The organism is Mordavella massiliensis (assembly GCF_016901695.1).
GTDB lineage: Bacteria > Bacillota > Clostridia > Lachnospirales > Lachnospiraceae > Claveliimonas > Claveliimonas massiliensis_A.
The window spans coordinates 68,364-81,717 of the sequence record NZ_JACJKS010000010.1; the positions used below are offsets into that span (position 1 = coordinate 68,364).

Here is a 13,354-nt window from a genome sequence, read left to right on the forward strand (position 1 = left end):
GCGCTCTATCTGTCCCACTTGTCCGCCAGGTTCTGGATCTGGGTCTCGAACTTTGCAAGGTCCTTGTTGGAGAGCCCCTCGTTCTTCATGACCACCTCCATCAGCCGTCTGGCCGCGGCCACCACTCTGTCAAAGGCCGCCCGCGCCCTGGCCCTGGCTGGCTTCTCGGCCGCCTTCTTCGGGATGCGCAGCCCCTCTGTCAGGATTTCGCCGGTGGCCAGGTCGATGCTGCCGCCCGAGAAGGGGGCAAAGGCCGGGCAGCCGGTCTCCTCCTCCACCGTCCGGGCAAAGGTCTCCGTCACCGTGTCCTCCCCGTGCACCACGATCACCCGGTCCGGCTTCTTCTCAAAGCCTTCCAGCCAGCGCAGCAGGCCGTTCTTGTCCGCGTGGCCGCTGATGCCCTTGATGGACACGATCCGGGCGTTCACCGAGATCGTCTCCCCGAAGAGCTTCACCACCTGGGCGCCCTCCAGCAGCTTGCGCCCGAGGGTGCCCACCGCCTGGTATCCCACAAAGCAGACCGTGCACTCGCTGCGCCAGAGATTGTGCTTCAGATGGTGGCGGATCCGGCCCGCCTCGCACATGCCGGAGGCGGAGATGATGACCTTGGGCCGCTCGTCCAGATTGATCTGTTTGGACTCCTCCGTGGTGATGCTCGTCTTGAGCCCCGGGAAGATGAGGGGGTTGATCCCCTGGTCCACAAGGGCCATGGCCTCCTCGTCAAAGCAGGACTGCACGTTCTTGTTGAAGACCGTGGTGGCCTCGATGGCAAGCGGGCTGTCCACGTACACCTCAAAGGACGGGTACTCCGGAAGGAGGTTCTTCTCCTTGATCTCCCGGATGAAGTACAGAAGCTCCTGGGTCCTGCCCACCGCGAAGGAGGGGATGACCACATTGCCTCCCTTGTCAAAGGTATCCTTAAGGATCCCCGTAAACTCGCTCACATAGTCCGGGATCTCATCCCCGTGGAGCCGGTCTCCGTAGGTGGACTCGATCACCACGTAGTCCGCCTCCCGCACCGGCTGCGGATCTTTGATGATGGGCTGGTTTGTGTTGCCCACGTCCCCGGAGAAGACCACCTTCTTCGTGAGATCCCCCTCCGTCACCCACACTTCGATGCTGGCGGAGCCGAGCAGATGCCCCACGTCGTTGAAGCGGACCCGGATGCCCTCGCAGAGGTCGATGAGCTGCCCGTAGTCGCAGGGGGCAAAGAGGCGGATGGCCGCGTCCGCGTCCGCCATAGTGTAGACGGGCTCGTACAGTTCCCCGCCGCTCCTCCTCGCCTTGCGGTTCCGCCACTGCGCCTCAAACTCCTGGATGTGGGCGCTGTCGCGGAGCATGATGCTGCACAGGTCCGAGGTGGCAAAGGTGGTGACCACATCCCCGGAAAAGCCCTCCTTGCAAAGAAGGGGGATGTTGCCGGAATGGTCGATATGTGCATGGGTCAGGAGCACGTAGTCGATCTCTCCCGCTGTCACCGGCAGCTTCTGGTTCTCGTACAGGTCCGGTCCCTGCTCCATACCGCAGTCGATGAGAACGCGTTTCCCGCAGGCTTCCAGCAGGTGGCAGCTCCCGGTCACTTCGTGGGCGGCGCCGATAAAAGTAAGCTTCATATCCTTCAACCCCTTTTTGTTTTTATTCTACCATTTTCCCGGGGCTGTGGCTATGAATATTTTACCATTTCCCTGCGCAGCCGCTGCATGATCTTCTTCTCCAGCCGCGAGATGTAGGACTGGGAGATGCCGAGCACATCCGCCACCTCCTTCTGGGTCTTCTCCTCCCCGCCGGGCACGCCCAGGCCGAACCGGAGCCGCACGATAGTCTGCTCCCTGCTGGTCAGCCGCTCCAGCGCCTTCCCAAGCACCTTCTTCTCCGCCTCCTGCTCCAGGTCCCGGTAGATCGTGTCCTCCTCGGTCCCCAGGATATCGGAGAGCAGGAGCTCATTCCCGTCCCAGTCCACGTTGAGCGGCTCGTCGATGGACACTTCCATCCTTGTCTTGTTGTTCCTGCGCAGGTACATCAGGATCTCGTTCTCGATGCACCGGGACGCGTAGGTGGCCAGCTTGATGTTCTTCTCCGGCGCAAAGGTGTTGATGGCCTTGATCAGGCCGATGGTCCCGATGGAGATCAGATCCTCCACCCCCACGCCTGTGTTGTCGAACTTTTTCGCTATGTACACCACCAGGCGCAGGTTGTGCTCTATGAGGAGCTTGCGGGCCGCCTTGTCCCCCGGCGTGCCGAGCCTTGCGATGGCCGCCGTCTCCTCCTGAGCCTCCAGGGGCGCCGGCAGGATGTCGGAGCCCCCGATGTAGTGGATCTCTCCCCCTTCCGGAAAAAAGATCGTCCGAAATCCCGGAAGCAGGCGAAGCCTGAACCGGTCCTGCAATACTGTCTGAACTGTCATGTCATTTCCTCCCATCTATAGATCCGGATGCAGCAGCATCCGGTATGTTCCGTCTGAAGACAAATCTTCGTCGCTGATGCCGACAAGCGGCCCTTCTGTCCACTGCTCCCCCTCCCCGCTGACGCAGAGCCTCCCCAGCCTGACAGCCGGGAGCACCCCTTCCTTCTTTCCGACGGAGCGGTAGGGGATGAAGCGCAGGCCTTCCGGAAGCTGCCCGCCGAAGAGCTCCTCCGCCGCCGTGCGCTCCAGAATGCTGACCGGCTCGCCGCTTACGGGGTCTGTGAGGGCGTTTCCCGTGTCTATGACCGCCGGCACCTGCAGATGCCGGCCCTCCCAGTAGAGATCCGCCGTACGCCTGCACCGCGCGCGCCGCCCCGCAAGGGACAAAAGCCACAGGATCCCCGAGGCGGCATAGTAGCTTCCCACAGCCAGGGCAAAGAAGAGGCTTCCCACCTCCACGAACGCCCGGTACTGGGACAGGGACGACAGGATCCCGCCCAAAAGGAACCCGGCCCCGTACAGAATCCCCAGGGCGCGGGCCATCTGCCGGCCCCAGGGCACCCGCAGGGCGAGCCGCAGCATGGCTGTGCTGATCCCCGCGTGAAATACAAAAAATTTTATGACGGGACAGGGAAGCGGCGCCGCGACAGCCGCGCAAAAGAGCGCGGAGCCGGCCAGCGCTCCCAGGGCGGTACGTCCAGGCGTGGCAGAGCTTTTCAGTATCCGCCCGACAAGCAGGAGCAGCAGATGATCCATCATAAAATTTTCCAGAAAAAATACGTCTATATACAGTTCATATTCCACATTCCACCTTCTTCCTCTTTTGTGCAGGGCCTGCATCTTCCATCTTCTGAACCCGGGCAGACTTTATTATAAAGACTGGGAGGCTCCAAAATTTGTCAGATGGTGCCGCCGTCGCCGGAGATTTTATCGACAGAAAACAAAAGATTCCGAAAGAATGGCACAAAAAAGAGACCGCGCGTCCTCACGCGCAGTCTCTGCATCGTCTTGTCTGTTCTGTTATTTCTTAAAGAAATCCGGGATCTTGATGGACTGTTCCTTCACCTTGCTGGTGGGAGTCCTGGGCGTCTCCAGGGAGGGGGTCGTGCCGCCCATCGGGCGCTTCACGCCGCTGCCTGCGCCGGTGGGAACCGCGCCGAGATCCGGCTTCACGCTGTGTGCCGTGTGTGCTGTATGGGCTGCATTCAACTGTCTGTCATAGCTGCTTGCCGGGGGAACCATGCCGGAGCGTCCCTCAAGCCTGGATTTGAGCTTGGAGGAAGTACCGCCCACGTTATGTAATCCCGTCGCAATGACAGTGATCGTCGCTTCGTCAGCTCTGGAGTCGTCGTACATGGCGCCGAAGATGATGTTCGCATCCTCGCCTGCCAGCTCCTGCACGAACTCCGCCGCATCGGAGGCATCCATGAGGGTGATGTCTCCTGAGATATTGATGATGACATGGGATGCGCCCGCGATGGTCGTCTCAAGCAGCGGACTTGCAACCGCCTGCTTCACAGCCTCCAGCGCCTTGTCGTCGCCGCGGCCCTGTCCGATACCGATATGGGCGATGCCCTTGTCTGTCATAACAGTCTGTACATCCGCAAAGTCCAGGTTGATCAGGGACGGTACGTTGATCAGGTCCGTGATGCCCTGGATACCCTGCTGGAGAACCTCATCCGCCTTCTTCAGCGCCTCGGGCATGGTCGTTCTTCTGTCCACCACTTCCAGAAGCTTGTCGTTGGGGATGACGATCAGCGTGTCCACATTCTCCTTCAGCTTCTCAATGCCCGCCAGCGCATTGTTCATGCGGGTCTTGGACTCGAAGCGGAAAGGCTTGGTCACAACGCCTACTGTGAGAGCGCCCTGCTCCTTGGCGATGCGGGCCACGACAGGAGTCGCGCCTGTTCCGGTTCCGCCGCCCATGCCGCAGGTGACGAACACCATGTCCGCGCCCTTGAGCGCTGCGGAGATCTCCTCCGCGCTCTCCTCGGCCGCCTTCTCTCCGATCTCCGGGCGGGCGCCTGCGCCCAGTCCCTTCGTGATCTTGTCTCCGATCTGCATCAGTGTGGGCGCCTTGCATAACTGGAGCGCCTGCTTGTCTGTATTAATAGCGATAAACTCAACGCCGGCAATCTGCTCGTCGATCATCCGGTTGACAGCGTTATTGCCGCCGCCTCCCACTCCAACAACTATAATCTTTGCCGCCGCTTCCGACTCGTTTGTTTTAATCTCTAGCAAGGGTTTCTCCTCCTTTGTTTCTATCCTTATTATATAATTATACTTCCCATAATGGCAGTCTGCCATATATACTATATAATATAGGCTTTTGTCCAAAATATCAATAGAATTTTCTCTGTTTTTGAGGATTTCCGCTCATTTTACGGCAGTTCACCCGCGTCAAAGGTCACTGCATCCCCCTTTTCCATGAAATGTTCCAGGTGGAGCGTCCCTGACTGCCCCTCCAGCTTCTCCAGGATCGGCCGGATCTGGGCGATCTTTTCCGTGGTGATATCGTCCCCGAGAAGGACGCACACCTCGCCGAACCAGAGCTGGATCTGCTCCCCGCTGCACACGACGCGGTCCGGCGCAAGCTCCAGCTCCTTCACATCCTCCGTCACGGCAAGGATGGAGTCAAAGAGCTTCCCGTCCCCGTTCTCCAGCGGTTCATACAGCTCTGCCCCCGAGACGTCCAGTCCCTCGATGCAGGGGACTCCCTCCATCACATCCGGCGCCTTCCGGACAACCGTCCCTTCCCGGTCAAAATACACATTCCCATCTGCGCCTGCCACGTATCCGAGGATCTTCTTCTCAGACACCGTCACGCGCACGGACCAGGGCGCCGCGAGGGAGACTTTGATGGATCGTAAGTTCCCCGGCATCTCGTAGTCCATATAGCGGTACTTGCAGAGCAGGTACAGGGAGTTGAGGGAGAGGGGATCCTCCTCCACCAGATCCACGATCTCCTGGCTGTCCGTGTACTCGTTCCCCTCCACCTCGATCTTCTGCACGTAGGTGAGGAGGAAGGCGCCCAGAAGAAGGATCGCCAGGCCCAGGAGGATCACGATAAACGCATATATTTTATGAGACATTTTGTGTCCCTGCTTCTTTTGTTTCATAGCTGTCTCCTTTTTTCCTGTTATTTTACCAGAGATGATACGCGCAGCACAAGCCCCATTTCCACCAGGAGGAACACCACGGAGGTGCCCCCGTAGCTGACAAAGGGGAGGGTGATGCCGGTGTTCGGTATGGTGTTGGTCACCACCGCGATGTTCAGGATCACCTGGATCAGCATGTGACCCATGGCGCCCGCCGCGACGAGGGCCCCGAAGAGGTCCTCCGACCGGCTGGCGATGACGTAGAACCGCCAGATGAGGATGAGGAAGAGCAAAAGGATGAGGCCCGCGCCGAACAGACCCAGCTCCTCGCAGATGATGGAGAAGATCATGTCATTCTGCGCCTCGGGCACAAACCCCAGCTTCTGCACGCTGCTGCCCAGCCCCCGGCCGAACAGGCCGCCGCTCCCGATGGCGTAGAGCCCCTGCAGCGTCTGGTACCCCTTCTCATACGCCTCCGGGTTTCGCCAGATCGCCAGCCGCTCCAGCCGGTAGCTCTCCAGCATGAGGAACACGGCCAGAAAGGCGCAGGCGGTCACGCCCATCCAGATGAACTGGCCGTACTTCGGGCTGGCGATGAACACCAGGATCACAGCGATCCCCAGGATGATGATGGCCGTGCTTAAGTTGCTGGCCCCCACCAGGCCCGCCACAGGAAGGACCGGGACCATGATGCCTGCCAGGACCCGCATGCGCTTCACCCGGTCCGCGTACCGCGTCACCAGGTCGGCCAGAAAGAGGATCACGGCCACCTTGGCGAACTCGGATGGCTGAAAAGAAAACGGGCCCAAAGACAGCCATCTTCTGGACCCGTTGTACGCATCTCCCACGAAAAGGACCGCCGTCGACAGCGCCACCGCCGCCAGGTAGGCCGGCAGGGCCAGGCGCCGCAGCACGCGCAGGTCCGCATGCACTGTCACATACATGCCGGCAAGGCCGATGCTCGTGGCAAACAACTGCTTCTTCAGATAGTAGAAGGGATCGTGGAACTTCACTTCCCCGTTCCATGCGCTGGTGCTCAGGAGGATCACAAGCCCCGCCAGGAGCAGGGCAAAGAGCGCCGCCAGCAGTGTGTAGTCATATCGTTTCTTTTTTACCGGATCAGGCAATCTGCGGTCTCCTTTACAGGGAATTTACGATCTCTTTGAATTTATCGCCCCGTTCCTCGTAGCTCTTAAACATATCCCAGCTTGCGCACGCGGGAGACAGAAGGACCGCGTCTCCCGGCTGCGCCGCCCGTGCAGCCGTCCGCACCGCCCCGTCGAAGGTGTCCGCGAACACGATGTCCGTGAATCCGCATGCCCGCGCCTGGGAGGCGATCTTCTCCTTCGTCTCCCCCAGGAGCACGAGCTGCTTCACCTTCCCGCCAAAGCTCTCGATCCACTCCCGGTAGTCCGACTGCTTGTCGTACCCGCCGCCGATGAGCACCGTGGGGCGCCGCATGGCCTGCACGGCCTTGATGGCCGCGTCCGGGTTCGTCCCCTTGGAGTCATTATAGTAGGCTACGCCGCCCTTCTTTGCTACGAACTCGATGCGGTGCTCCACGCCCCGGAAGGCCTTCACCGTCTCCCGCACCGTATCTGCGGGCACGCCGTAGGCAAGGGCCATGGCAGCGGCAGCCATGACATTCTCATAGTTGTGGGTGCCGAGGAGCTGGAGCTCCTCCACGGCGCAGAGCGTCTCCGCTACGCCGCCGTCCCTCCTGTACAGTATATGGCCGTCTTCCAGATACATGCCATTTTCCACAGGCCGGGCGCTGGAAAACCAGAGCACCCGGGGCGCAAGAGCCGGATCCTCCCCAAACCGGCACAGCACTTCATCCTCGTAGTTCAGGATGCAGAAGTCGTCCCCCGTCTGGTTCTTCGTGATGTTCATCTTCGCCCGGATGTAGGCCTCCATGGTGTGATGCCGGTTCAGGTGGTCCGGCGTCAGGTTGAGGATCGCGGACACCCGGGGGCGGAAGGTGTCGATGCTCTCCAGCTGGAAGCTGCTCATCTCCGCCACGATGACAGAGTCGTCCCCTGTCTCATCCACGATCTCCGTATAGGGGTTCCCGATATTGCCGACCACGAAGGCGCTCTCATAAGCATTCTTTATGATCTCGCCCAGGAGGGACGTGGTGGTCGTCTTGCCGTTCGTCCCGGTGATGGCTAGGATCTCCCCCTTCCCGAACAGGTACGCCAGCTCGATCTCGCCGATGATCCGGATCTTTGCCTGCCGCATCCTTTCGATCACAGGAAGGTCCGTGGGCACGCCGGGACTTAAGACAACAAGGTCCAGCTCATCCAGCAGCTCCTCCGGGAATGCGCCGGCGACGATCCGGGCGCTGCTTCCCTCTCTCACTTTCCTGCGCACTGCCTCCGTGTCAAGGTTTGGGTTGCCGTCATAGAGGATGACCGCCGCGCCCCGTTTTTCCAGGAGGGCGCCGGCTCCGATGCCGCTTTTCCCCAGTCCGAACACAAGCACTTTTTTTCCTGCTACTTCCATAACGAATATCTCCTTCCCCTACATGGCCATGAGGGCGATCAGACAGAGGATGGCCGTGATGATGGAGAACACCGCCACAACCCGCGTCTCAGACCAGCCGCACAGCTCAAAGTGATGGTGGATGGGCGCCATCTTGAAGAAGCGCTTTCCGCCTGTCATTTTAAAGTATGTAACCTGGATCATCACCGAGAGCACCTCCACCAGGTAGATGAGTCCCACGATGATGATGAAGACGGGCATCTGCAGCATGTAGGCCGCGGAAGCCACGAACCCGCCCAGAGCCAGGGAACCCGTGTCACCCATGAACACGCTGGCCGGATATACGTTGAAGAGGAGGAAACCAAGGAGCGCCCCCACCACCGCGCAGGTGACGGGCTCGATGCCGCTCTTCGTCCCCACGGCGACCACCGTGAAGAAGGTGGCCACGAGGACCGTCACGCTGGAGGCCAGGCCGTCCAGGCCGTCCGTAAAGTTCACCCCGTTGACCGTGCCGATCACCGCCACGAAAAGGAGTGGCACCGCCAGCCATCCGATATCCAGGTACCGGCCCCCGGAGAAGGGGATCAGCATGGTCAGGGGAATGTCGGTAAATTTCACAAGGTAGAAGGCAAAGATGGATGTCACCAGGATCTGCAGGGCCATCTTCTGCCGGGGGAACAGCCCGTCAGAGCGCCGCAGCACCACCTTCAGATAATCGTCCAGAAAGCCGATCAGCCCGAACCCGAGTGTCACAAAAAGGACCGGGATGATGTTGGGATACCGGCCGATATAGAAGATGGACGTGACCGTCACGGCAGTCAGGATGATCACCCCTCCCATGGTGGGGGTGCCCGCCTTCTTCAGGTGGGACTTCACGCCCTCCTCCCTCTCGGTCTGACCCATTTTCATCCTGCGGAGCACCGGGATCACCAGCGGCCCCATGATTACGCTCAGTGCAAAGGAGATCAGCACCGGCAGAAAAATTGTATAGTCCATAGATACACCTCTCGTCTCTTTCGTTTTTATAACCGAAAACAGTATACTGCATTTTTCACTCTTTTTCAACGCCAAGATAGGGCAGGATGTTGGCTAAGATCTCGCGAATCACGGGCGCCGCGATGGTGCCCCCGTAGTACACCCCCTTTGGGTCGTAGATGATGCACATGCCAAGGACCTGCGGGTCGTCCGCCGGCGCGAAGCCAAGGAAGGAGGAGATGTACCGGTTGGCGCTTCGCGGCAGCGTCTGGGAGGTGGCCGTCTTGCCGCCCACCCGGTAGCCCTCCACCGCCCCGTTCTTCCCGGACCCTTGCGCCACCACCTTCTCCAGGATGGCCCGCATGGAGGCGGACGTCTCCTCCGAGACGATCCTCTCCCCCTTCTCTTTGCGCAGGCTGACGCTCTCCTTCCCGTCCTCATCCAGCACCCGGAGCCCCACGTGGGGCGTCACCCGGCGGCCGCCGTTGATGAGGGAACTGACCGTGGCGGCCATCTGGACGGGCGTCACCTGGAAGGACTGGCCGAAGGCCATGGTGGCCAGCTCCACCGTGCCGATGTCCTCCTGCCTGTGCATGATGGTCCCCGCCTCGCCGGGCAGGTCGATCCCCGTCAGGTCCATGAGCCCGAACCGGTCGTAGTAGCTGCAGAAGGTGTCCGCGCCAAGCCGGAGCCCCACGTCGATAAAGACCGGGTTGCAGGAATTCATGACCCCCTCCACAAAGGTCTCCTGCCCGTGTCCGCCCACCTTGTGGCAGCGGATCTTCCGGTCCTCCACCACCCGGTAGCCGGGGCAGGTGAAGGTGTCGTCCGGCTTCACCACCCCCTCCTCCAGGGCCGCCGAGGCGGTGACGATCTTGAAGACCGAGCCCGGCTCGTAGGTGTCGTTGATGCTGCGGTTCCTCCACATCCGGTTCAGGGCGTCCTGCCTCTCCTCATCCGTCAGCTCCCCGGCTCCTTCCCCCGTGTTCAGGGTGAAGGGGTCGTTCAGGTCGAATTCCGGCACGTTGACCATGGCGAGGATGGCCCCGTCCCGCGGGTCCATGAGGAGGATGGACACGCCCTCCGCCTGCTTTTCCTCCATCACCTTCTCCGCCATCTGCTGGGCGTACATCTGGAGATTGTAGTCTATGGTGATCTGGAGATCGCTGCCTGCCACCGGCTCGATCCGGTCCTCCGCCTCCCCCTCCAGCTCAATCCCCCGGGCGTCCGTCGTGGTGAGGATGGTGCCGTTGTGCCCCTTCAGGCAGGATTCGTACTTCACCTCCAGGCCGATGATCCCCTGGTTGTCTGCCCCGGTGAAGCCCAGGACCGTGGAGGCCAGGTCGCCGTAAGGATAGTACCTCTTGAAATCCTCATCCACCTTCACCCCGTCAAGGCCCATGCTGCGGATCGCATCCCCGGTCTCCTTCGCCACGTTGGTGCGGATGCGCTCCATGGAGGAGACCTTCTCCACCTTCTTTCGCACCTGCGCCTCGTCCATCTCCAGCATCTTCGCAAGGACGCGGATCACCTCCTCCGGGTCCGTGACCTGGCTGTGGATCACGGAGATGGTGCAGACCGTGCGGTTGTCCGCCAGCACCGTCCCGTTCGCATCCAGGATCCGCCCACGGGCCGCCTTGATCTCCCGCTCCCGCTGGTGCAGGTCCAGGGCTTTCTCCTGGTAGTACTCAGCCCGGAAGATCATCAGGTACACGAGCCGCCCCATAAGGAAGAGGATCACAAGGACAGCGCAAAGGAAGACAAGGAGAAGTTTCTTCTTATTATATGTCCGGTTGCGCACAAAAAAACCTCACAGAAGTCTTTCTATACTTTATGAAAGCTTCTGTGAGGTTATACATCTACCATTCGCTGTAGTCTTCGTCGTAGTAGTCCTCATCATAGGACTCGTCGTAGGATTCGTCGTAAGATTCGTCGCTATAGTCCTCCTGCGACTCCTCAGAGGGCTCCGCCTCCGTCCCGGCCTGGGGCTCCACGGGCTCTGTCTGCGTGATGCCCAGGTAGGGGAAGATCTCCCGCATGATATCCGCAGCCATCTGCACAGCCAGGGAACTCTGCGCCTGGTCGTACTCGTTCGGCTCGTCAATGACCACATAGACCGCGATCTCCGGATTTTCCTGGGGTGCAAAGGCAATGAAGGATACCAGGTTCTTCCCCTCGCTCCGGGGCAGTTTCTCTGCTGTTCCGGTCTTGCCGGCCACCTCGTATCCCGGAATATCCGCCAGTTTTCCGCTTCCTTCCAGCACGACGCCGCGCATGTAATCCTTGACAAGGGCGCTTGTCTCTTCAGAAACTGTGCGCTTCACAAGAACGGGTTCCACATTTTCGATCACATTCCCGTTCTCGTCCTGGATCTGCTTCACGATGTGGGGCTCGTAGTAGTAGCCGCCGTTGATGAGGGAGCAGAAGCCTGCCATCATCTGGGTCATGGTCACGTTGAAGTTCTGTCCGAAGGCGTTGGTCGCAAGGCTTGTCTCATCCATATTGTCCGGCGTATAGAGAAGTCCGGATGTGTCGCCCTCGCCGGGCAGGTCGATGCCCGTCATTTCCCCGAACCCGAAGATATGCTGGTATTTGGAGAAATCCACCGCTCCGATCATTTCCCCGATCTGCATCAGCGCCACGTTGCAGGAGTTCTCTACCGCCCCTTTCACCGTCAGCGTCCCGTGACCGTCCCGGTTGATGCAGTGGATGTCGTAATCTCCGATGTGGAGGGAACCGCCGCAGTAGAAAGTCTCATCCCCTGTCAGCGCGCCGGTCTCCAGCGCGGCCGCCACCGTGAAGGGCTTGACCGTGGAACCAGGCTCGTAGGTGTCGCTGACGCAGAAATTCTTCCACAGGTTGTTGAGTGCATCCAGCGTCTCCTCGTCGCTCATGGCGTCGATCTCTTCCTGTGTGTAGTACTTCGTCAGATCCCTCGGATTGTTCAGGTCATAGTTTGGATAGCTGGCCTCAGCCAGGATCTCCCCGGTCTGCGGGTTCATCACCATAACCGCTGTATTCTTGCTGCCCTCGCCGGGCGTCGCGTTGTTCTTCCTCTCGTCGTTGAACTGCTGGATATACTTTTCCACCACGCTCTGCACCTGCAGGTCGATGGTGGACACCACCGTCTTGCCGTTGACCGGTTCCTTCACCGTCCGCTCCACCGAGGTGCCGCCTTCCAGGTACCCGTACTCCCGGCCGTCTGTGCCGTTCAGGATGGAGTTGTAGTAGCCCTCGATCCCGCCGTTGCCCACATTGCCGTCCACCGTAAAGCCGAGGACGTCGCTGGCGAGGGTGCTGTAGGGATAGGTTCTGTGGTAGTCCTCCTCCAGCCAGATCCCCTTCACGTCCGGGTAGTTCTCCTCATCTTCATCAATGGCTTTGAACGTCTGGGCCGTGGCGTAGTCAACGCCCTTCTTCAGCACGCTGTACCTGCTGTCCGGATTTTCAGCCACGAGGGCGTCTACCACCGACTCCTCGATCCCGAAGCAGTCCCTGAGCGCCTGCTTCGTGGGGGCCAGATAGTCCTCGTCGTCCAGCATGGCCTTCACGTCCAGGATCACATTGTACACCCGCTCGCTGGTGGCCAGCTTGCTGCCGTTCCGGTCCACGATATCCCCCCGCTTGTAGGGGATGACCCGGCTGTCATACTGCTGCTGGTCCAGCACGATCTTCGTATATTCTTCGCCGCTGGCCGCGTTGATGTAGGTGATCCGCATCACAAGACCAGCAAAAGCTAGTATGATCCCCGCAAAGAGGATAACTAGCTTTTTCTGCATAAACTTGGGAAATTTCTTCCGCAGTAGATTCTTTACTTTTTGCGTCATATCCACACCTAATTCTGTACCGTATCCGCGCTCGCTATGATGCCGCTCTCCGGGATCTCCTCGTACTGCGTCACATAGGCGTCGTCCGGGCTGTCATACTCGACGATCTGGCTGCCAAGAGCAGGCACCATGCCCATCTCGTCCACCGCCTTCTGCTTGATCTGGTCGAGGTTGACCGAGTCGATGACCGCGTTGTACTTCGTCGTATTTTCCTCCCTCATGTCCGCAAGCTCTTCCTGCATCGCCGTGATGTTGTTGGAACGGCTTGTAATCTCCGCCTGCAGGCTCACGTAATTTACGCAGATAAAAAGGGCCATCAGCGCGGCTGCGCTGAGAAATACGACATACCGCTTGCCGACGCGGAGCGCTTTCCTCCTCTGCTGTCTGGCGCGGCGCTCCCGCTTCCTGTCCCTGCGCGGATCCTCCTTCGGCGTCTCCCCCCGCCGCGGAGCGTAGTCCGGCTTTGTCACAGTGTTTCCGTACACGTACATGGAACGGACGTCAGAGCCGCTTCTGTATGCATTTGTTCTTCCCGCTGCAGTCCTTCTTGCCGCTGCCATCTGCCT

Annotated in this window: 11 protein-coding genes; all 11 read right to left on the reverse strand. The window is 60.0% G+C overall.

What is annotated here, in order from left to right:
- Positions 1 to 5 precede the first annotated feature (5 nt).
- Positions 6 to 1,613, reverse strand: a complete 1,608-nt coding sequence (locus tag H6A20_RS08505; protein ID WP_204906694.1) for an MBL fold metallo-hydrolase RNA specificity domain-containing protein — start codon at positions 1,611 to 1,613, stop codon at positions 6 to 8.
- Between the two features lie 50 nt (positions 1,614 to 1,663).
- Positions 1,664 to 2,404, reverse strand: coding sequence for an RNA polymerase sporulation sigma factor SigE (gene sigE, locus H6A20_RS08510; RefSeq protein WP_204906695.1), 741 nt, complete (start codon positions 2,402 to 2,404; stop codon positions 1,664 to 1,666).
- Positions 2,405 to 2,419: 15 nt separating this feature from the next.
- Positions 2,420 to 3,208: a sigma-E processing peptidase SpoIIGA gene (locus tag H6A20_RS08515; protein ID WP_204906696.1), complete on the reverse strand. Its 789-nt coding sequence runs from the start codon at positions 3,206 to 3,208 to the stop codon at positions 2,420 to 2,422.
- 216 nt (positions 3,209 to 3,424) lie between these two features.
- The gene (ftsZ, locus tag H6A20_RS08520; RefSeq protein WP_204906697.1) at positions 3,425 to 4,645 is read right to left on the reverse strand and encodes a cell division protein FtsZ; all 1,221 of its coding nucleotides are present in this window, start codon (positions 4,643 to 4,645) and stop codon (positions 3,425 to 3,427) included.
- Positions 4,646 to 4,785: 140 nt separating this feature from the next.
- Entirely contained in the window at positions 4,786 to 5,523 is a 738-nt protein-coding gene (locus H6A20_RS08525) for a cell division protein FtsQ/DivIB (RefSeq protein ID WP_204906698.1), read from the reverse strand.
- Between the two features lie 20 nt (positions 5,524 to 5,543).
- Positions 5,544 to 6,629 (reverse strand): FtsW/RodA/SpoVE family cell cycle protein, encoded by a 1,086-nt coding sequence (locus H6A20_RS08530; RefSeq protein ID WP_204906699.1) that lies wholly within the window; start codon positions 6,627 to 6,629, stop codon positions 5,544 to 5,546.
- Positions 6,630 to 6,642: 13 nt separating this feature from the next.
- Complete coding sequence (gene murD, locus H6A20_RS08535) at positions 6,643 to 8,007, reverse strand: UDP-N-acetylmuramoyl-L-alanine--D-glutamate ligase (protein ID WP_204906700.1); 1,365 nt, start codon at positions 8,005 to 8,007, stop codon at positions 6,643 to 6,645.
- Between the two features lie 18 nt (positions 8,008 to 8,025).
- Positions 8,026 to 8,982, reverse strand: coding sequence for a phospho-N-acetylmuramoyl-pentapeptide-transferase (gene mraY, locus H6A20_RS08540; protein WP_204906701.1), 957 nt, complete (start codon positions 8,980 to 8,982; stop codon positions 8,026 to 8,028).
- Between the two features lie 55 nt (positions 8,983 to 9,037).
- Positions 9,038 to 10,762: a penicillin-binding transpeptidase domain-containing protein gene (locus H6A20_RS08545; RefSeq protein ID WP_204906702.1), complete on the reverse strand. Its 1,725-nt coding sequence runs from the start codon at positions 10,760 to 10,762 to the stop codon at positions 9,038 to 9,040.
- A 58-nt stretch (positions 10,763 to 10,820) separates the two neighbouring features.
- On the reverse strand, positions 10,821 to 12,740 hold the full coding sequence (locus tag H6A20_RS08550) for a peptidoglycan D,D-transpeptidase FtsI family protein (protein ID WP_243426179.1): 1,920 nt from the start codon (positions 12,738 to 12,740) through the stop codon (positions 10,821 to 10,823).
- A gap of 56 nt (positions 12,741 to 12,796) precedes the next feature.
- Positions 12,797 to 13,348: a hypothetical protein gene (locus tag H6A20_RS08555; protein ID WP_204906704.1), complete on the reverse strand. Its 552-nt coding sequence runs from the start codon at positions 13,346 to 13,348 to the stop codon at positions 12,797 to 12,799.
- Between the last annotated feature and the right edge of the window lie 6 nt (positions 13,349 to 13,354).